This window comes from Kutzneria chonburiensis (assembly GCF_028622115.1).
GTDB lineage: Bacteria > Actinomycetota > Actinomycetes > Mycobacteriales > Pseudonocardiaceae > Kutzneria > Kutzneria chonburiensis.
Genome location: NZ_CP097263.1, coordinates 3,044,003 through 3,063,384 on the forward strand (window position 1 = coordinate 3,044,003; position 19,382 = coordinate 3,063,384).

Below are 19,382 nucleotides of genomic sequence, written 5' to 3' on the forward strand. Positions count from 1 at the left end.
TCACGGATCGGTCGCCACCGCGTCGTCGACCATGTCCAGCAGCTTTCCCAGTCGGGCCAACCGCACCGGGCCGAGCGGTCCGAAGATCTGGTGGAGCGCCTGTTCGCCGGCAGCGACACCGGCCGCCAGCCGCTCCACGCCCGCGGGGGTGAGCGCCACGAGTTTGGCCCGCTGGTCATGGGGATCAACCGTCCGCGAGACCAGGCCCTCCCGCTCCAAGGCTTCAACGGCCTGGGTCACCGACCGTGGCGCCTGACCGAGGCTGTCGGCGAGCGACACCTGCCGTTGCGGCCCCTGCTCATCGATGATCCGCAGGATCTTCACCCTCGCCAGCGAGAGCCCGCCGACGACCATCTGATCGTCGACGATCCTGCGCACGCGATGCGCCAGGGACAGGTATCTCAGCCCCGTGCGCACCGCCTCAGCCTCTTCGCTCACGTGCCAACCCGTCCGAGACTCTGAAGTACCTCACTAATCTACCACGGGGCGAGGGTCTCGAACTCGGCGAGTTGCCGGTTCGGGTCAGCTCGGCCGGCCGTAGACCCGCCGGAAGGATTGCTTGATCGGCGCGCCGGCGGTCACCTGCAACATCGCGCCGATACAGCGGCCCAGCATCGTCTTCGACCGCCGGTGGTAGTCGACGCTGAGCCTGCTGCCGTCGCCGTGCGGCTCGACGCGGAACTCGAACGTGCCGCCGGCCTCGAAGATCCTGCCGTCGGTGATGACCGAGCGCACGAATGACTCGGTCCACTCGTAAGTGCAGCGCTCCCACACGTCGATACCGAGGAACGCGCTGCCTTCCGTCACGTCGGCGGTCGCGGTCCCCAACTCGTGCACCCGGTAGAGGTGCGCGGTCAGGTTCGGCCAGATCTCCGGCCGGCGCTCCGAGAAGTCGACCATCGCGCCGATCACCTTCTCCGGCGGGTCGCGCACGTCGAGTTGGAACGTGAACCTGGGCATGCGGACAGAGTACTTCCCACTTGGTCGTTCTGGTTGGCCGTCGATCCCAGCTGGGGAACCATGACAGCGCCCCGGGAGAACCTGATCAGTCAAATCGAGGAGAGCTCGGATTGCTCGTCCAACCACGCGCGGACCGCGGCGGTCATTCAATTGCATGGGGGTAAATCATTGGTTGTCGAACATGCATTTGCTGTTAATCGAGGCTCTGCCTAGTGTTCCTCGTATGAACCTCATCGTCCTCGCCGCGTCCGGCCGAACCGGGCTCGCGCTCACTCGACAGGCGTTACGGCGCGGCCACACCGTCACGGCGATCGCACGGGACCCCGAGCGCATCGCCCTGCCCGACTCCCCCACGCTGCGCAAGGTCACGGGCGACGTGGGCGATCCGGCCGGCATCGCCGCGGTGGTCGACGCGCATTCCGTCGTCCTGTCCGGACTCGGCACGGAACAGGCGGGAACGCTCCTGGCCGGCGCCAAGGCGGTTGTCGCCGCCGGACCGCGGCGCATCATCTGGCTCGGCGCCTACGGCACGGGCCGGTCGGCCGACGCCGCCGGCGAGGGGGCGGCCGTGCTCGGGAAACTGCTGGGCGACCGACTCGCGGACAAGGTCGAGGCCGACAACACCGTCCTGGCCGCGGGGGGCACGGTTTTCCACGCCGGCGTGCTGGACACGGGCCCGGAGAGCCACACCCGGCGAACGGTCGGCCTGGCGGCCGCGCCCCGTTCGACCTCACGGCGAAGGTCAGCCGCGAGACCGTCGCCGCGGCCATGCTCGACGAGGCCGAGACGCCCCGTTTTCCCGGCACGGTCGCCCTTCCGCTGGATCGCTAGCCGGCGACGACCTCCGCGAGCGAGGCCCGTACCTGGTCACGGAGCCAGGCGTGGGCGGGGTCGGAGTCGTAACGCTGGTGCCAGTTGCAGTTGATCACCGCCGGCGGCGACGCCACCGGCAGCGGCCGGGTGATCAGGCCGAACACCTCGATGAGCGGGCCGCTGAGGATCTCGGTGCTGGTGACCAGCACGTCGCTGCGGCCGGCTATCTGCAGGGCCATGGCGAGCGTCGCGACCGACGCGACCACTCGCCGGCGCAGTCCTTCGGCCGCGAGCACGTCGTCGATCGGCGCGGTGAGACGGCCTCGCCGGGAGACCAGCACGTGCGGCTGCGCCGCGTAGGAGTGCAGGTCCACGCCGTCGGCGCACGGATGGGTCGGACGCATCACCACGACCAGCGGGTCGTGTCCGAGTGTCTCGGATCGGAATTCGGGCAGGCTCGGCCGGTCCCCACCGAGTTCCAGGTCGACGCGGCCCTGGCGGAGGTCGTCGGTGTCGCCGGAGTGCTCGGCCAGCACGCGCAGCTGCACCCCGGGCGCCTGTTCCTGGATCCGGCCGACCAACACGGTTCCCAGCGCGGTCGCCAGCGCGTCGTGGCACTGGATCGTGAAGACACGCTCCAGCTCGGCCAGGTTCAACTCACGGGTCGGTGACAGCACCTCGTGCGCCTGCCGAACCAGTCGGTGCACGTCCTCGCGAACCGCCAGGGCGTACGGCGTCGGGGTCATCGAGTGACCCGTACGCACCAGGATGTCGTCGCCGGTCACGGCGCGGAGCCGGCCGAGGGTGCGGCTGACCGCGGGCGAGGACAGGTGCAGCCGATCGGCCGCGCCCATCACGCTGCCCTCTTCCAACAGGGCGTCGAGCACCGTGAGCAGGTTCAGATCCACTTGCATGCCGGTAAATCGTACACACGCACCATTGCCGCCAAGTCAACGACAGGAGCTTCCCATGACGCACGACCTCCTCGCCGCCACCACCGCCGCCGTCCGCCGCGCCGGCGCCGTGCTGCTGGCGCGCTATTCCGCTGACGCGCGTCAGGTCGGACTCACCGAGCTCCTGGCGGAACTCCACGCCAACGACGAGGCCGTGGTCGAGGTGTTGCGGCCGGCACTGGCCGACATCCTTCCCGGCGCGGACTGGCTCAACGACGAACACGGCCGGGGCCCGCTGGCCACGGGCGACTGGTGGCTCATCGATCCGGTCGGCGGCAATGTCAACGCCGTCCACGGCATGGCCGACTGGAACATCGGCGTGAGCCTGGTCCGGGACGGGCGGCCGGTGCTGGCCGTCGTGCACTTCCCGGTGCTGGACGAGATGTTCACGGCGGTCGAGGGCGGCGGGGCGTTCCGCGACGGCGTTCGGCTGCGGGTCTCGGACAAGACCTCGCTCGACGCCGCCCTGGCCGGCACCGGTCAGTCCAGGCCCGGCCAGGACGCCGCGATCGCCGACCGGATGGGGGCGTCGTTCGCCGCGATGATGAAGGCCGCCCTCTACGTGCGGGTCTCCGTGCCGGTGACACACCAGCTGGCGCAGGTCGCCGCCGGCCGGATGGACGTGCACTGGCAGTTCGACCACGTGCGTTCCCAGGTCGCCGGCGTGCTGCTGGTCCAGGAAGCCGGCGGCGTCGTCACCGACCTCGACGGCAACCCGTGGGAGCTGACCAGCCGGGACTACATCGCCGCCGCCCCGGGTGTGCACGCCGCGGCGTTGAAGATCGTCGCCGGTTGACCGCGGATCGACGGCGTATCGAGGCAGAGTCTGTCCGGAAGTGGACACACCTGGTTTACAACGTTGTGCCATCGATGTAAAACCAGCAGCGCAGTCCGGTCGCGCCGCCGTCACGGCCGGCGGAACGCCGCGTGTTGTCCCACCGTCCCTGCGACTTCGGGAGACCCCTGTGCCCAACGACCGTGATCGCCCCGCGCCCGCTGTCGGCCGCCGCGACCTGTTCCGCTTCTCCGGCGCCGCCGGCGTGACACTGGCCGCGTCGTCCCTGCTGGCGCCGACCGCGTCCGCCGACGAGGACTCGAATCCCGCGGCGCCGTCCGGGTTTCGCCCGCTTCGCCCACCGGCAACGCCGCTGGCCGTCCGGTCGCCGTACCTGAGCACCTGGCTCGCCGGCGACTACCTCGCCGGCGAATGGGCCGGGTTCTGGACCGGCCGCACCACCGCCATGACCGGCATCGCCCGCATCGACGGCGTCGCCTACGTGTTCATCGGAGCGCCCGGGCTTCCGGACGGCCAGCCGGCCTTCCGTGGCATGACCCAGACCGACGTCACCGTCACACCGACGCAGTCCCGGTTCACGCTCAACGCCGGCGGCATCGAGCTCACGGTCACGTTCCTCTCCCCCATCGAGCCCGGCGACCTGCGCCGGCAGTCCGCTCCCCTGTCCTACGTGTCGCTGCGGGCCCGCAGCATCGACGGCAAGGCGCACAACGTCTCCCTGTACCTGGACATCAGCGCCGAATGGGCCCACGGCGACTCCAATGCCTCGGTCAGCTGGGATTCCCGGGCGACGGGCGGCGTAAGGACGCTGTCGTTCACTCCGTCCAATCCCGGTGTGCTCGCCGAGAACGGCGACATGGCGTCCTGGGGCACCATCACCTGGAGCACCACCGAACGGACCGGGCTGTCCTGGCAGATCGGCCAGGACATCGTCGTGCGACAGGCCGCGGTCGCCGGGAAACTGACCGGCGCCGCCGATCCGGCCCAACCGCGCCGAATCAGCGACCGCTGGCCGGTGCTCGGGCTCGACCTGGACCTGGGCGCCGTACGTGGCGCCACCGAGCCGTTCGTGATCTCCGTCGGCCACCTCCGCACACCCGCGGTGAGCTACCTCGGCACGGCACTTCCTCCACTGTGGACGACCTACTGGCCGACCTGGCAGCAGATGATCAGCGACTTCCACCACGACGCGAAGGCCGCGGCCCAACGCTGCGGCCGCCTGGACGACAAGGTCACCAGCGACGCCCGGCGCGCCGGCGGCGACAAGTACGCCGCCCTGTGCGCGCTGGCGTTACGCCAGGCCTATGCCGGCACCGAACTCGTGGTGCGCGACGGCAAACCGTGGGCGTTCCTCAAGGAGATCTCCAGCGACGGCAACGTCTCCACGATCGACGTGCTCTACCCGGCCATGCCGGTCTTCGCCTACCTCGACCCCCAGTACCTGAGCCTGCTGCTGGAACCCGTGCTGGACTACGCCGAGACCGGCGGCTGGCCCAAGACCTTCGCCGAACACGACCTCGGCTCCAGCTATCCCAACGCCACCGGCCACAACGACGGCAACGAGGAGGACATGCCCGTCGAGGAGTCGGCCAACATGCTCATCATGGTCGCCGCGGCCAAGAAGACCGGCCACTACGCCATCCTCAAGCAGTGGGCCGACTACCTCGTCGACAACGCCCTGGATCCCGGCTACCAGAACCAGACCGACGACTTCACCGGCTTCATCGCGCACAGCGCCAACCTTGCCCTGAAAGGCATCGTGGCCATCGGTGCGATGTCGCAGATCGCCGCGGCCGCCGGAAACACCGCCGACGCCGCGCACTACCTGGGCATCGCCCGTGACTACATCGCCCAGTGGCAGACGAAGGCGACCGACACCACCGGACAGCTCAAGCTCGCCTACGACCGTCCCGGCACGTGGAGCCTGAAGTACAACGGGTTCGCCGACGCACTGCTCGGCCTGAACCTGATCCCGGCCGCCGTGACGGCCGAAGAAGGGAACTGGTACCTCAAGCACCGCAACCAGTTCGGCACGCCGCTGGACCTCAGGCACTCCTACACCAAGGCCGACTGGGCGCTGTGGACCGCCGCCTGGCAGCACGACCATCCGCCGGTGCGCGATGCCTTCGTCGACGACGTGTTCGACTTCGTGACGAGCAGCGGCAGCCGAGTGCCGTTCACCGATCTCTACGACACGATTTCCGCCCGCCAGGCCGGTTTCCAGGCCCGCCCGGTCGTCGGCGGCATCTTCTCCTTGCTGGCCCTGCAACGAAAGCCCTGACCCGCCACGGCCGGGCCCGGCCGTGGCGGGCGCTGCCGGTTATCGACGCACGCCGTAGCTCCACAGGCCACGGCCGTGGGTGGCCAGGAGCAGCGCTGTGCCCTCGGGCGCGACCACCAACTGCTGCCCGGACGCGTTCGGCAGGCCGGTGCCGAGCTTGAACCACTGGCCGGCCAGGCGGACATAGACGCCGGCGTCGGTCGCCGCCGCCAGCAAACCGTTCCACTGCACGAGCGAGGTGGTCGGCAGGTCGGGCAGTGCGCCGGTGTCGTCGGTCCAACTGGCCCCGCCGTCACCGCTCTCGAACACGTGTCCCTTGCCCGCGCCCGGCACCCACTGGTCCGTGTAGCCGCCGAAGGAGATGTACAAGTGGCCTGCCCGTAAGGGATCCAGCGAGATCGACGTGATGTAGCGGGCCGGCAGGCTCGGCGTCGCGAGGCGGTGCCAGCTGCCACCGAAGTTCGTGTCGATGCCGGAGTGGTAGACGTGGGCGGCATCGCGGTACTGCCAGGCCGCGTAGATGGTGTCGCCCTTGGCCACCACGGCCGTCATCTGCGCGCCGGTGTCGTGCACGTTCTTCCAGTCGCACGCGGTCGGGCCGCACGTGGTGCCCCAACCCTTGCCCTGGTTGTCCCACACGTACCGGCCGCCGGCCACCCAGTGGTCGATGTTCGCGATGTCCGCGCTGTACGGGGCGATGAACAGGCTGCCGGGGTCGCACGGGTCGGCGACCGTGCCGGGAACGGGGTTGTCGCAGGACGGCGACATCGTGGTGTAGCTGGGAGTCGTGAAGTCGGACCGCCCACCGTTCTGGGTGCGGGCCGTGCTGAGATGCACGTACTCGTTGACCGCCCGCATCCCGTTGCGGGGGTCGACGATCACCTGCCCGCCGTCGCCGCCGAACGGCGAGACCTGTTCCTTCGCACCCGGCAGCAGCAACGACACGCCGTTGTCCTGGAGGCCACCCCAGATCGCGTCGCCGCCGGCGACCCGGCCGGCGCCGACCGAGTAGTACTGCAGCGTGTGCAGCCCCTCGTTGAGGTTGTTCCACTTGACGACTCCGCGCAGGGCGGCGGCCCGGGAGTAGACGCCGCCGTCATTGCCGAAGTACGCCACACCGTCACTGCCGAACGCCACCGCGTGCTGGTCGGCGTGGGTGGTCGGCGGGCAGGTCAGCTTGCTGAGGTCGGAACTCCAGCACGGCAGCCCGAAGTTCCAGTACGGACCGATGACCTGCCAGCTCGCGCCGCGGTCGGAGGTCTCGTAGACGTCTTCGAGGCCGAGGTAGACATGGTTGGGGTCGGCCGGGTCGGCGGCCACGTACTGGTCGTACCAGCCCTGGCAGCCGCCGCAGCCCTGGGCGCCCGCCTTGACCAGCGACGGGGTGTCGGCGATCTTGGTCCACGGGCCGGCGGGGCGGCCGGAGTCGGCGCGGAAGACGCCGGTCAGCAGGCCGGTGTTGGCGGCGTTCTGCACCACCGCGTAGAGCGCGGACCCGTTGGCGTTCCAGGTGAACGTGCTGCGTCCGATGTCCGCATTGGCCAGGTCGCCGCCGGCAGTCTGCTGGCTGAAGGTGCCGGGCCCACCGCCGGTGGTCGACAGGTAGAACCCGTTCACGGCACCGGGGTTGACCCCGTGGTTGACGACGGTGGCCGCGACGACGGATCCGTTGCTGCCGGGCCGGATTCGCACGTCGGTCGCGAACGAGGTCTCGGCGCCGGTGGCCGGGGCCAGCACGGTCGTCCAGGGCGCGGACCAGTCACGCAGGTCGTGACGCAGCACACCGAAGCTGGTGGCGGCGTAGATGTGGCCGACGCCGTCCAGCACGATCCGGGCGGTGCGCAGGCCGAAGAAGGACTGACCGATTCGCTGCCAGCTGCGGCCGCGATCGGCCGAGCGGTAGATCGCGTCGCCGCCGAGGCTGTCACCGCTGAAGTCCGCCTCGCCGGTGCCGACGTACACACTGTGGTCGGCCGGGTCCACGGCAACCGCGCCGATGGCGAGGCTGGGCATGTTGTCCCACAACGGCTGCCAGTGCGCGCCGCGGTCGTCCGACCGCCACACGCCGCCATCGGCCGCGCCGACGTAGACGGTTCGCGAGCCGTCGACGGCCAGTGCGCTGACCCGGCCGGAGACGTGGCCCGAGCCGGCGGTGGAGTTGGACCAGTTCGGGTCCCGGTAGTCCGGTGCGTCGCTCTGGTACGGCTGGTTCGTCACCTCCTGCCAGCTGCCCGGCAGCACCGGTAACTTTTGGCCCTGCTGCTGACCGGAGTAGTAGGCCTGTGGATTCGCCGCCGTCAGGCCGGGCGCGTTGCGGATGTCGCTGTACTGCTGCGCGGCATCGGTGAGGTCCTCGGTCTCGTCCTCGGCCACATGGCCGTCCATCGGATGGGCCAGGTGCCCGACCACCGCGTGCGGTCCGGGCTGCGGCGGCCCGTCGGGTGCGGCAGTCGCCGGGCTCACGCCCAGTCCGAGTACCAACAATGTTGCAGCGGTGACGATCGAGGCCGACTTCACGGGGCGAGGCTAGCCGTGCGACGGGCCGGCCAGAAGCGATCACAGTTGACCGCAGTCAACCGGCCGGCTCGCCACCCGTCTCAGCGCCCTCGTCCTGCCGGGACGGGGTCCCGACAGGACGAAAGCGACGAATGGCCGGCTACTTCGGCAGTGCCCACTTCTGGTTGGCGCCGCCGTTGCAGTCCCAGATCACCAGTTGGGTTCCGTCGGTGGTGGTGGCGTTGGGATCGTCGAGGCAGCGTCCGGACTGCGTGCCCTTCAGCGTGCCGTCCGACTGCGGTTGCCACTGCTGGTTGGCGCCGCCGTTGCACTCCCACAGTTCGACCTTGGTGCCGTTGGCGGTGCCACCGCCGGTGACATCGAGACACAGGCCCTCGTGGGTCAACGCCCCGTTGGCCGATGTCCAGGACTGGCTGGCCTGGCCGGTGCAGCTGCCGAGCTGGGCCGGGTTGCCGTTCTCGGTGATGTTGACCAGCCGGGTGGCGCCGGCGTTGAGGCATTTGCCGGACAGGCCCGAGATGACCGGGCCGACCGGTGAGAGTGGGGTGGTGCCGCCGGTGATGGCGAAGTTGTCGAACTGGGCGGTCTGGTAGCCGCCGACACCGATACCGGCCTGGCCGTTGGGAAGGACGGCGTCGGTCGCGGTGCCGACCGCCACGCCGTCGATGCGTGCGGTGAGCTGGGTGCCGTCCATCGTCAGCGCGACGGTGTGCCACTTGTTGGTGCCCAACGGGGTTGCCGTGCCCTGCTTCAGGGTGACGGTCTGCCAGCTCTGGTCGGTCCGGACGATCGACCACGCGCCGGTGTCGGACACCTTGAGGTGATAGGCGTCCAGGCCGTTGTTGTTCTGGCTCTGACGCATCACGCGGCCCAGCACCTCGACCGTGCCCGGCTGCGGCACCATCGCATCCACGGAGACCGTGTAGTCGGTCCACGCCGCGTCACCCATGATCGTGTACGGCGCCTTGTTGGCCTCGTCGGTCCAGTGAACCGGTTGTGTAAGAGCCATCTGCTGTACGCACCGGCCGCTGCGGCCGGCGGCGCAGGCCGTCGAGGCGAAGGCGCCGTTCATGTCGGAGAAGTACTTCGGCGACGTGCTGGCCGCCGCGGTCTCGAAGTTGTCGTTGTAGGGCAAGGAAAGGCGAGCGGTGGCCGGGGAGGTCGCGGTTCCCTTGGCGCCGGCGGGAGTCGTCGTGCTGAACGTGTAGACGTAGCCGGGTTGCAGGGTGACGCTGTAGTGGCCGCCGGACGGGGTGATGTCGTTCTGGCGGACGAACCAGTCGGACGGGTTGGTCGAGTTGACGTTCGTGGCCCAGACGTGCACCACGCCGCCGGACAGGCCGCCGCTGACCGTGACGTCGGCGGTCTGCGCGGCGGTGGCGTCCATGGTCTCGACCACGGTGCTGTAGTCGGAGTTGTTGGTGGACTTCAACGTGACGAAGCTGCCGCCGCCGGACAGGTAGTTGCTCGCGGTGTCGATGTAGTGCCAACCCGGCTGGGTGAACTGCGTGGTCTGCGCGGTGACCCACGTGGTCCTGCCGATGTCGTAGTGCCCCGACCACGGCTGGTTGGCGACCGACATGCCGTCGCTCGAGTAGTACAGGTTCGGGTACACCGCGCCGATGATCGGCCAGTTGAGGTAGCCGGTCATGCGGGCGTCGATGTAGTCCCGGTTGATCGCCCTCGCGACCGGACCGGCCCCGGTGCTGGTGTCCAGGGAGCCACCTTCGCTGGACCACAACGGTGTGCCCAGGGCCTGTGCGGTCCCGATCGTGCCGCAGTGGGTGAACGTGCTGTTGTACCCGCACGGGTAGTGCACGCCCACGACGTCGACGGCCGCCTTGAACGCCGGGTTCTTGCCCATGTCGTCGGCGGTGGACCAGTTGTTGTCCGCGGCGACGACCTTGGTCGAGGCGAAACCGTTGCGGCCCAAGGCGGACTTCAGGTTCTCGTACCAGGTCATGGCGGTCGTGTCGCCGCCGTTGTAGCGCTCGTTCCAGCCCCCGAGGTAGTCGATGCCCAGGCCGTGCTGCTTGGCGCAGCCCAGCCAGTCCATCAGGTAGGTGATCGCATTGGTGGTGTAGAAGGAGTTCGCGGTCGGGTTGACCCAGCCGGGCGCGCCCCAGGCCAGTCCGTACAGCTTGATGCCCGGGTTGCGGGCCTTGGCCTGCTCGGCCAGCCACCACTCGTATCCCTGGCCGCAGTCGACGGCGCCCTGGGTGTGCTCGTGGCTGGCCTCGGCGCCGTCGGTGGAGTTGGTGTCGCCGCCGATCTCGATCTTCAACACCTGCAACGACGCGCCGTAGCCGGGTTTGAACAGGTAGTCCAGCAGCTGGCTGCGCTGCGGCTCGGGATAGTCGATCAGCAGGCGGGTGTTCCCGCCGCCACCGCTGATCGCCCCTACGCCGTCGAACACCCGGCCGGACTGGCTGCCGTCGACGGTGATCGACGTCGAGGTCGCCGCCTGCGCCGATGGCGACAGCACGGCCAACCCGCCCAGTAACAAGCCGAGAACCGCGAGGACGGACGAATGCCGCCGGTTCATGATGACTCCTCAGATTCGGCTAGCTGAACGGTCGGGTGAAGACCTCGAAGGAGCGGATCGACGCCCAGCAGCCGGCGTCCAGCCCGGTCACCGTCACCCGCACGTAGCGGGCGGATCCGGTGCACGGCAAGGTATGCACCTGACTGGTGTCGGTGTTCGCGGTGCGGTCGACCAGCGCGCTCCAAGCGGAGCCGTCGGTGGAGCCCTCGATCCGATAGCGGTAAGTCTTCCCCGCGAACTCCCAGGCGACCCGGACACCGGTCAGTGCCGTGGCAGTGCCGAGGTCCACCCGCAGCCAGTGACCGGTGTTGCCGTCGGCCGCACACCAACGGGTCGAGGTGTCCCCGTCGGTGGCATTCACAGCGAGGTTGCCATGGTTGGATTCCTGGCTGTCAGCGGTCGTGGGCTTGCCGCGGGCGATGTCGGTGGCCACCACCGGGCGGTCCAGCACCACCGCCAGCACGGTGTCCTGCGGGTGCGCGCTGCGGTCGATGCCGGTGATCGTGACGCGGCCGTCGGCGCTCACGGTGTGGGGCAGATCCAGCTTGGTGTGCACGTCGTAGACCCGACTCACCTGGGCATCGCCGACTGACGGCGTCGTGAACGCGCCCTGCGCCTGACCCGGCAGCAGGTGCGCGTAGAACGTCGACCCCCGGTAGGTGTAACCGACCTGGCCGTCGACCGGATTCCATGGCCCGCCACGGGTGTTGTACACGGACTCGCCGACATCGGACAGGAACGCGCCGACCTGGTGGAGCACCGCCACCGAGTCCAACGGCACCACGCCGTGCCGGTCCGGCCCCACGTTGATGATCGTCGTCATGTTCCGCACGAGGCTGTTGACCACGACCGCGAGGATGTCGCCGTAGCTCATCACGGTCGCGCCGGCGGTGTAGCCCCAAGCGCCGCGGATGGTGAACGCCTTCTCCACCGCACCGGTGCGCACCGGCCCGGTCGGCACCGAGCCGCCCTCCTCGACCTGATAGTCACCGGCCCACCCCGCCCGGGGCGTCACCACGATGTTGGGCTGATGCGCGCGCACCATGCCCATCAGCCCCAACGGTTTTCCGGTCGACGACTCGGTCTCGCCGTAACCGCCGACCGGCCACTGGTTGCCCGGGTCGCGGTACTGGCCCGGTTCCCAGAAAAACGCGCCGTCCGCGTCGGACCCCTTCTCAGCCAACCAGCCGCCGTCCCACCAGAGGTCATCGATCGGGCCGTAGTCGGTCACCAGCTGCTTGACCGCTTGGTAGACCTCCTCCTTCATCACGGTCGCGTTCGCCTTGTAGTCGAAGTGCGCCGGGTCAGTGCCCTCGAAGTTCCACGGTGGGCTGGACAAGGCCGCGCCGGTGACGTCGTAGTAGCCGGGGTAGCGCCAGTCGATCGGCGAGTAGTACAGGCCCACCTTCAACCCGGCGGCACGCACCGCCCTCACGTAGTCGCCGACGAAGTCCCGGTTCAGCGGCGCTTGCGCGGACGTCCAGGCGTTGGGGTGAGAATTCGGGTACAGCCCGAATCCTTCGTGGTGGCGGGAGGTCAGGACCACGTACTTCGCGCCCATGTCCTTGGCCAGCTGCGCCCAGGCGGCGGGGTCGTACTGGTCGGCGGTGAACTGCTGGGCGGACGTGTCCGTGAGGAAATTCCGGTACACGCTCGGTTTGACCTGGGCGTTGCGCTCGTACCACTCGCCCTGCGCCGGCCCGGCATAGACACCCCAGTGGATGAACAGGCCGATCTTGGCGTCCTGGAGCCAGCCGACCTTCGAGTCCGGTTGCTGCGTCAGGCCCATGTCGGTCTGCGGCACCCGCAGCGCCGGCAGCGGTACCCCGGTCGGACCAGTGGCGGCGTCGGCGGTGCTGGTCGACAGGCCGGCGGGCAACACCGACAGTGCGCCGGCCGCGGCGGCACCGGCCAGGAAATGCCGGCGGGACAACGGTGGTTCGGACGAAGACGGCATTGTCTACCTCCTGCGGCGAGGGAAGGGACGACAACCGAGTGTTTCGACATACATCCGATCTCTAGCGGTCGGACGCTACAGCGGCCCGCGCCGCGCGGTCAAGATCGGTTTTGTTTGATCGCCGCAGGGTCCTGTTGGTTTCCGTTCGATCGATTTCTTTTACGTGGGACAGAATTAAGGCCGAACATCGGACCTGTCGGACCGCGCCGGGCAAGCGGCGGCACGCCGAACCGGCTGGGCGGGAGGAAGGCCTCCCGCCCAGCCGGCCGCGTCACTCCACTGTGGACTTGGTCGCCGACGGTGCCGCGCGGCGTCCCCGCGCGGCGATGGCGATGCCCAGGGCGAGCCCGAGGATGCCGACCACCAGACCGGCGCCGCCGAGCCAGCGGGCGGTGCTGTCCGATGTGGACGCCGGGGCGGCCTCGGCGGGCTTGGCCGGGCTGTCGGCGGAGTCCGAGACGAGGGTGATCGTCGGCGCGGGGTGCTCGGGCTCCTGCGCACCCTCGGCCGCCGGCGGGTCGATCCACCGGACGACGTCGCCGTTGCTGTAGGTCTGCACGGCCTTGAACGTCAACTTGTCGGTGTTGTCGGCCAGCGGGCCGGCCAGCACCGGGAACCGGAGGAACTCGCCGGGCTTGATCTGGGTGCCCGGGTCGGCGGTCCAGGTGACGGTCTGCACGGCCTCCTTGACGTCGGAGTTGTTCTGGTGCACGGCAGCAGGCAGCGTGGTCTTGGTGACCTTGGCCGTCCAGCCGGGGATCGGCGTGGTGTTCGCCTCCGGCACCGGGTGGTCGAGCGGGAAGCTGACCTCCAGCTTGACCACGCCGGCCGAGTCCTCCTCGTTGGGGACGCGGAAGGTGATGGTGGACTCGTCGCCCTTGGTGGCCTGGCCGGGCTCGGTTTCCACGTGTGCGGCGGCGATGCCCGCGCCCAGCAGGCCGGTGGCCAGCGTGACCGTGGCGATGGCGCCGATCCTGGTCAGCGCGCGCGAGGATGAACGAAGGGACATGACTCCTGACTCCTGTCAGTACGGTGGGGTGTAAGGGATTCAGGAGTCGGATGGGGGTCCGCGGCGGGTGCGGACCCGCCGCAGCACGATCATGACCTCGGTGCTCGGCCGCGATGCGGGCCTCGGCCCAACGACTGGTGCCCATGCCGGCAGTGCCGGCATGGGCCGCGGCAGCACCGCGGCGAGCGCGACGACGACGGCGGTCAGGACCGCGTCGGCGTGGGTGAGAATGGCCGCGAGGATCAGCGTGGCCAGCACGTGGGCGATGGCCATCGGCACCGGTCCGGCCACGGCGCGGCCGCCCAGCAGCATCTGGTGGCTGGTGGCGTTCACCGACAACAGGCTGTGCGTCGCGAGTTGCATGCCGCCGAGGGCCGCGATCATGACGCCGCGGGCGCGGATCCGCTCGGCGAGCAGCGTTCCCGCGCCGGCGAGCAGCACCGTCGGCAGCAGGAACAGACCGAGGTCGGGGACGCCGCCGCCCGCGGCCACGTGTGCGGTGACCGTCAGTACGGTCGAGGCGCCGGCCAGCAGGCCGCCCCGCACAACGCGCAGCGCCGGGTCGGCGACACGCGCAGCGGCAGGCACCCATGCAGCCTAGCGATGGGCCCCGCACACCTCCTCACCTGGGCCGACCTCCCACGGTGTGGAACCTCGCACTCCCGGTAGGCCACACGCCGCTGCAGAACGGCTGCAGTGCGATTTCCGCGTTACTTCAGCCGACCGCGCCATGCTGCGGGCACCGACGATCGTCCCGCCAACTCGATCAGGCAGGAAGGCAAGCCCGCACCGTGAAACCGCGCAACCAGGCCGTCATCCGAATAGCCGCCACACTGACCTCCATCGCCGGATTCCTCGGCGTGGCCAGTGTCGTCGCGCCGGCCGCTGAGGCCTTTCCCACCGAGGCCTGCCGCCAGTACCCGGCCTGGGGCTCCCATGGGGTCGGCATCCGCCCCTGCATCGACTACATCTGGGACTACCAGCACACCGGCGCCAACGACTGGGCGTGGGAGGCCCAGACGTGGGCCTACTCGCCGCAGACCGATGTCCGGGTCTACGAGCAGGTGGGCTGGTCGGCGACGGCGACGCAGCAGCCCCGGTTCGACGGCCCGGTGGTGAGCCAGGTCGTCGGCCCCAGCTCGAGCTGGGTGCACGTCACCGTGGGCAACGGCGACGTCGACGTCATGTCCGGCTGCTGGTGGGCCCATTCCTGGGTCGTCGACGGCACCACCACCATCCTCTCGGACGTCGAGAGCCCGCCGATCTGCACGAACACGTGACGGTCACCGTGAAAGCGATCCGGCTCGCCACCGCGGCCGGCGTCCTCGGGGCGTTGACGATCGCCGCGCCGGCCGCCCAGGCGGCCAACACCGAGGCCTGCCGCCAGTACCCGGCCTACGCCAGCAGCATGGGCGTGGCCATCCGGCCGTGCATCGACGCCGCCACCACGCGACCCGACGGGGGCCCACGGATCTGGGAGGCCCAGGCGGACGTGCTGTCGCCGCAGACCGACGTCCGGTTCTACCTCCAGGTGGGCACGTCGGCGAGCCGCACGTCGACGATCACCTGGAGCGGTGTGGTCGTGAGCGAGGTCGTCGGCCCCAATCCCGGTTGGGTGCGCATCGCACCGCTGAACGGCCCGGCCTACACCGGCGACAGCCGGTGCTACTGGGCCAGGTCGTGGGCCGTCGACGGCAGCACCACCCTGCTGTCGGACGTCGAAAGCCCGCCGATCAACTGCTAGGAGCGCCAATGAACCGAAGGCTCGCGGTCGTGCTGATCGGCGCCGTCGCCGCACTGGTCGGCACCACCGCCCCCGCCTACGCCGCCGGCCCTGGTGGGGCCGAGGCGTGCCCCAGCGGGAGCCTCTGCCTGTACTACAACTCGCCCCGGCTGGGCTGGGGATCCTTCGAGCACTGGTCGCCGGGCAACTACGGAAACCTCGGCAACTACCGGTTCGGGAACTGGGGAAACGGCTCCGGCTACGGGCAGACGGTCGGCGGCAACGCCGCTTCCCTGGTCAACAACACCAACCAGGACTGGATCGTCTGCGCCGACCTGGCCCGTGACAGCTGCCAGAAGTTCGGCCCCGGCTACGCCGACGCCCTGCCCGACTTCCTGCACAACGCCGACTGGGCGATGGAGTCCACCGGCTGAGCCCAAACCAGAGGGGAACACCATGAACCTGCGTATGAGCGGAAGAGCCGGCAAGCGGGCGGCGTCCGTCGGTGTCGTCGTGGCGGCACTGGCGGCCACGCTCGCCGGGACGGCCGGCTCGGCCTACGCCGTCGGCCCCGGCGGCTCGGAAGCCTGCCCCGCCAACAGCTTCTGCCTGTACTACAACTCGCCCAACCGCTGGGGTTCCTTCGAACACTGGAACCCCCTCACGGCGTACGACCTCGGCCAGGCCACCTTCAGCAACTGGGGCAACGGCTCCGGCTACGGGCAGACCGTTGGCGGCAACGCCGCCGCGGCGGTCAACAACACCGGCCACACCGTCGCCGTCTACAACGGCATCAACTGCAGCACGTCGGGATCCAGCAACCACAACCCCGAGGTGGAGTACTTCGAGCCCAACACGTACGGCCGGCTGGACGGCGGGCTCTACAACGGCGCGTGGTCGTTCTGCGGCGACTGACGAAGAAACCCAAGCTCTCGCAAGGAGAACGTGCATGAGAAGGTGGAAACAAGCGGCCGGCGTCCTCGGCGCCGTGTGCGCCCTGACGCTTGGCGTGGCCGGCACGGCCAGCGCGAGTCCGTGGACCTGGCAGGGTTACACCACGGACTCCAGCTGGCACTGCGGGAGCACCGAGGACCTCAACGGGCTGTACCTCAAGCCGTGCGTGAAGATCTCCGGCGCCTACTGGCAGCCCATCATGGTCGCGACCGCCACGTCCCAGGGCAGATACGTCTGGAGCGGCCAACAGGGGCTCTACTACGCCAACGGCGCGACGTGGCCGACGGTCACCACCGACTTCTACTGCACCGGAAACACCGGCACCGACGGTATCTACTACATCCCGCCGTGGACCTCGCTCGCCTGCTTCAACCCGACCTCGACCAACCATGACGTGCTGGTCGAAGGATTGTTCAACGAGAAGGTCTGGGCCAGCCCCTCGGGCGCGGAGGTCCAGGACGACCTGTCGTCACCCGGCATCCGGACCGGCTGAGCCGGAGGCCTCGCCGCTGACCGGGAGGTGGAGGGCACGCGGATGTCCAGCCGCCCCCGGTCAGTAGGCGACACCGATGGCGTGCACGGAACCGCTGATGAGGTCAGCCAAGGGCGGCCGGGGATTCGGCGTGCGGGATGAGCAGCCGTGGACCGCCCGAGCCGTCCGCCGGCACGGCCCAGACGTCGGAGTCGCCCGTGCCGCGGGGAACGGCGTAGCCGATGGTGTTCTGGTCCAGCCACGCCGGCTGGTCGTCCACGCTGCGGGTTTCGGCCAGGGCGGTCCGCGTGCCCGAAGCAAGATCCAGCACGGACAGCCGCCAGCCCTTGGCCGGATCGCCGTCGATCGCCGACTTGAAGGCGATACGCCGCCCATCCGCCGACAGCGACGGGCATTCCACGTTCTCGGCGATCGTGCGCACGCTCTTCGCCGCGATGTCGCCGGCCACCAGATACCGGTGGCCCGCGGTGGACATCGTGGCGTAGAAGTGGTTGTCGTCGGCGGCGAAGGTGACGCCCCAGAAGTTGAGGTCGGCGGCGGTGTAGGGCCGGCCGTCCAGGGTCACCGACAGGAATTCCAGCGAGTCGACCATGTCCTGGCTGCGGAGGTCGATCAGCCCGGCGCGGGTGGAGAACCGGCCGTTGTTGTACGAGTCGCCGGCCACGAACACAGTCCAGGCGACCAGCCGCCCGTCCGCCGACACCCGGGTGCGGTTCGGCACGCCGACCAGCGGAATCGCCTTCACCACGGTCATCGCGCGGTCCAGGATGGCGACCTGGAAGGTGGCCAGCGCACCGTCCTGCCGCAGGCAGGCGCCGGTGCCGCCGGCCGCGTAGACCCGCAGGCAGCTCAGCGCGGACACCTGGCGCGGCCCGCCGGGCGCGGCCTTGGCGACCATCGCCAGGCGGCCTTCGCTGTCCGACGCGGTGCTGCGGAACAGGATCCGTGGCCCGGCGGCGAGGCTCAGCGCATCGGTCGCCTGTGCGACCGGGTGCTCGCGAGCCGTGAAGACGCTGTACCCGATCGCGGTCGCGGTCAGCAGCACCGCCCCGAGCAGCGCGAACAACACCCGTCGCTTCACGCCTGCTCCCCCACCGTCTCGGACTTCGCCGACAGGCCACGCAGCAACAGGCCCACGACGAGCACGGCCACCGCGACCAGCACCGCGGCGATCCGGCTCGCGCTCGCCGGTCCCCACACCGTCCAGGCCAACCCGAACAACACCGACGACACCAGGTACGACAACGCCTGTCCGGTCTGGATCAGCGCGATTCCCGTGGTACGCAAGGCTTTCGGCAGCACCGGCCCGGCCAGCGCCATCAGCACGCCGTCGGTCGCCGCGTAGAACAAGCCGTACAGCGCGAGCGCCACGACCAGCAGCGGCCAGCCACCGAGCGGTCCGAACAGCAACAGGTACACCAGCACCAGTACGCCATAGCCGCCGAGCACCACCTTCAACCGGCCGACCTTGTCGGCCAGCACCCCCAGCGGCGTGGCCAGCAGCAGGTAGGACAGGTTCGTGCCGACGGCCAGCAGCGGGAACCAGCCGATGCCGAGTTCCTCGCGCTGCTGCAACAACAGATAGACGAAGCCGTCGCCGATGGTCACCATCCCGGCCAGGCACGCGGCCAGCACCAGCCGCCGCACCTGCCCCATCCTCATCAGGCCGACCAGTGCCGACGGTGACACCGTGCCCTTCGGCGGCTGTTCGCCGCGATGGTCCCGTACGAACAACACGAGAACCAGCACGCCGAACGCCGCGATGCAGAAGCTCGCCATGAACACCGCGTCGTACGCCTGCGCGGTGGCGGCCAGAATGCCCAGCGCGACCAACGGTCCGGCGAACGCCCCGATCGTGTCCATCATCCGGTGCACGCCGAACGCGCGGCCGTACAGCTGGGGCGGGGTGGACAGCGTGATCAGCGCATCGCGCGGCGCCGTGCGCAGGCCCTTGCCGGTACGGTCGATCGCGATCACCGCCCCGATCGCGCCGACCGCATTGCCCGCGGCCAGCAGCCCGAGCTTCGCCACCGCCGACATCCCGTAGCCCAGTCCGGCAATAAGTTTGCGGCGCCGCACCACATCGGCGACGTACCCGCCGACCAGCCGCAGCAGCGCCGTCGCCCCGGTGTAGGCGCCGTCGACGACGCCGTACGCGACCGGGCTCAGATGCAGCCCGAGCACCAGGTACACCGGCAGCACCGCGGTCACCATCTCCGAGGAGATGTCGGTGACCAGGCTGACCGCGCCGAGCGCGAACACGTTGCCGCTCAACAGGAACAACGCCCGCCCACGGGAACGCTGCTCGGCGTGCGGTTGGTCGATCGTGGACAGGTACACGAGTGCCACCTCCGTGGTCCGGCCGGAGCCCGCTCGCGGAA

Annotated in this window: 18 protein-coding genes; 8 read left to right on the forward strand and 10 right to left on the reverse strand. The window is 69.7% G+C overall.

Annotation, left to right across the window (positions count from 1 at the left end; translation table 11 throughout):
* Nucleotides 1-417: a MarR family winged helix-turn-helix transcriptional regulator gene (locus tag M3Q35_RS13925; protein ID WP_273942158.1), complete on the reverse strand. Its 417-nt coding sequence runs from the start codon at nucleotides 415-417 to the stop codon at nucleotides 1-3.
* 105 nt (nucleotides 418-522) lie between these two features.
* Nucleotides 523-960: an SRPBCC family protein gene (locus M3Q35_RS13930; protein ID WP_273942159.1), complete on the reverse strand. Its 438-nt coding sequence runs from the start codon at nucleotides 958-960 to the stop codon at nucleotides 523-525.
* Nucleotides 961-1,183: 223 nt separating this feature from the next.
* Between M3Q35_RS13930 and M3Q35_RS13935 the strand changes: the two genes are divergently transcribed.
* Nucleotides 1,184-1,885 (forward strand): NAD(P)-dependent oxidoreductase, encoded by a 702-nt coding sequence (locus M3Q35_RS13935; RefSeq protein ID WP_273942160.1) that lies wholly within the window; start codon nucleotides 1,184-1,186, stop codon nucleotides 1,883-1,885.
* Here M3Q35_RS13935 and M3Q35_RS13940 read toward each other — a convergent pair.
* Nucleotides 1,788-2,687 carry a LysR family transcriptional regulator gene (locus M3Q35_RS13940; protein WP_273942161.1) on the reverse strand — a complete coding sequence of 300 codons (900 nt, stop codon included), beginning with the start codon at nucleotides 2,685-2,687 and terminating at the stop codon, nucleotides 1,788-1,790. The two genes, M3Q35_RS13935 and M3Q35_RS13940, sit on opposite strands and share 98 nt — an antisense overlap.
* 55 nt (nucleotides 2,688-2,742) lie before the next feature.
* Here M3Q35_RS13940 and M3Q35_RS13945 point away from each other — a divergent pair, with 55 nt between their 5' ends.
* Nucleotides 2,743-3,522 carry an inositol monophosphatase family protein gene (locus M3Q35_RS13945; RefSeq protein ID WP_273942162.1) on the forward strand — a complete coding sequence of 260 codons (780 nt, stop codon included), beginning with the start codon at nucleotides 2,743-2,745 and terminating at the stop codon, nucleotides 3,520-3,522.
* A 169-nt stretch (nucleotides 3,523-3,691) separates the two neighbouring features.
* Entirely contained in the window at nucleotides 3,692-5,803 is a 2,112-nt protein-coding gene (locus M3Q35_RS13950) for a glutaminase family protein (RefSeq protein WP_273942163.1), read from the forward strand.
* A gap of 39 nt (nucleotides 5,804-5,842) precedes the next feature.
* Here M3Q35_RS13950 and M3Q35_RS13955 read toward each other — a convergent pair whose 3' ends face one another.
* From M3Q35_RS13955 to M3Q35_RS13975, 5 genes are all read right to left on the reverse strand, one after another.
* Nucleotides 5,843-8,320: a WD40/YVTN/BNR-like repeat-containing protein gene (locus M3Q35_RS13955; RefSeq protein WP_273942164.1), complete on the reverse strand. Its 2,478-nt coding sequence runs from the start codon at nucleotides 8,318-8,320 to the stop codon at nucleotides 5,843-5,845.
* Nucleotides 8,321-8,459: 139 nt separating this feature from the next.
* Nucleotides 8,460-10,865: a ricin-type beta-trefoil lectin domain protein gene (locus tag M3Q35_RS13960; RefSeq protein ID WP_273942166.1), complete on the reverse strand. Its 2,406-nt coding sequence runs from the start codon at nucleotides 10,863-10,865 to the stop codon at nucleotides 8,460-8,462.
* Nucleotides 10,866-10,884: 19 nt separating this feature from the next.
* Nucleotides 10,885-12,822 carry an alpha-L-fucosidase gene (locus tag M3Q35_RS13965; protein ID WP_273942167.1) on the reverse strand — a complete coding sequence of 646 codons (1,938 nt, stop codon included), beginning with the start codon at nucleotides 12,820-12,822 and terminating at the stop codon, nucleotides 10,885-10,887.
* Nucleotides 12,823-13,093: 271 nt separating this feature from the next.
* Nucleotides 13,094-13,831 (reverse strand): YcnI family copper-binding membrane protein, encoded by a 738-nt coding sequence (locus M3Q35_RS13970; protein ID WP_273942168.1) that lies wholly within the window; start codon nucleotides 13,829-13,831, stop codon nucleotides 13,094-13,096.
* 39 nt (nucleotides 13,832-13,870) lie between these two features.
* Nucleotides 13,871-14,419, reverse strand: coding sequence for a hypothetical protein (locus tag M3Q35_RS13975; protein WP_273942169.1), 549 nt, complete (start codon nucleotides 14,417-14,419; stop codon nucleotides 13,871-13,873).
* A 203-nt stretch (nucleotides 14,420-14,622) separates the two neighbouring features.
* Here M3Q35_RS13975 and M3Q35_RS13980 point away from each other — a divergent pair, with 203 nt between their 5' ends.
* The 5 genes from M3Q35_RS13980 to M3Q35_RS14000 are packed head-to-tail and all read left to right on the forward strand — an operon-like array spanning nucleotide 14,623 to nucleotide 17,001.
* Nucleotides 14,623-15,111 carry a hypothetical protein gene (locus M3Q35_RS13980; protein WP_273942170.1) on the forward strand — a complete coding sequence of 163 codons (489 nt, stop codon included), beginning with the start codon at nucleotides 14,623-14,625 and terminating at the stop codon, nucleotides 15,109-15,111.
* Nucleotides 15,108-15,575, forward strand: coding sequence for a hypothetical protein (locus tag M3Q35_RS13985; RefSeq protein ID WP_273942171.1), 468 nt, complete (start codon nucleotides 15,108-15,110; stop codon nucleotides 15,573-15,575). The genes M3Q35_RS13980 and M3Q35_RS13985 overlap by 4 nt, the downstream gene beginning before the upstream one ends.
* Nucleotides 15,576-15,583: 8 nt before the next feature.
* Nucleotides 15,584-15,988: a peptidase inhibitor family I36 protein gene (locus M3Q35_RS13990; RefSeq protein ID WP_273942172.1), complete on the forward strand. Its 405-nt coding sequence runs from the start codon at nucleotides 15,584-15,586 to the stop codon at nucleotides 15,986-15,988.
* A gap of 34 nt (nucleotides 15,989-16,022) precedes the next feature.
* Nucleotides 16,023-16,469: a peptidase inhibitor family I36 protein gene (locus M3Q35_RS13995; protein ID WP_273942173.1), complete on the forward strand. Its 447-nt coding sequence runs from the start codon at nucleotides 16,023-16,025 to the stop codon at nucleotides 16,467-16,469.
* Between the two features lie 34 nt (nucleotides 16,470-16,503).
* Complete coding sequence (locus tag M3Q35_RS14000; RefSeq protein WP_273942174.1) at nucleotides 16,504-17,001, forward strand: hypothetical protein; 498 nt, start codon at nucleotides 16,504-16,506, stop codon at nucleotides 16,999-17,001.
* Between the two features lie 103 nt (nucleotides 17,002-17,104).
* Here M3Q35_RS14000 and M3Q35_RS14005 read toward each other — a convergent pair whose 3' ends face one another.
* Together M3Q35_RS14005 and M3Q35_RS14010 are read right to left on the reverse strand one after the other, a co-directional pair.
* Nucleotides 17,105-18,082: a TolB family protein gene (locus M3Q35_RS14005; RefSeq protein ID WP_273942175.1), complete on the reverse strand. Its 978-nt coding sequence runs from the start codon at nucleotides 18,080-18,082 to the stop codon at nucleotides 17,105-17,107.
* On the reverse strand, nucleotides 18,079-19,341 hold the full coding sequence (locus M3Q35_RS14010; RefSeq protein WP_379793904.1) for an MFS transporter: 1,263 nt from the start codon (nucleotides 19,339-19,341) through the stop codon (nucleotides 18,079-18,081). Before M3Q35_RS14010 ends, M3Q35_RS14005 begins: the two co-directional genes overlap by 4 nt.
* Between the last annotated feature and the right edge of the window lie 41 nt (nucleotides 19,342-19,382).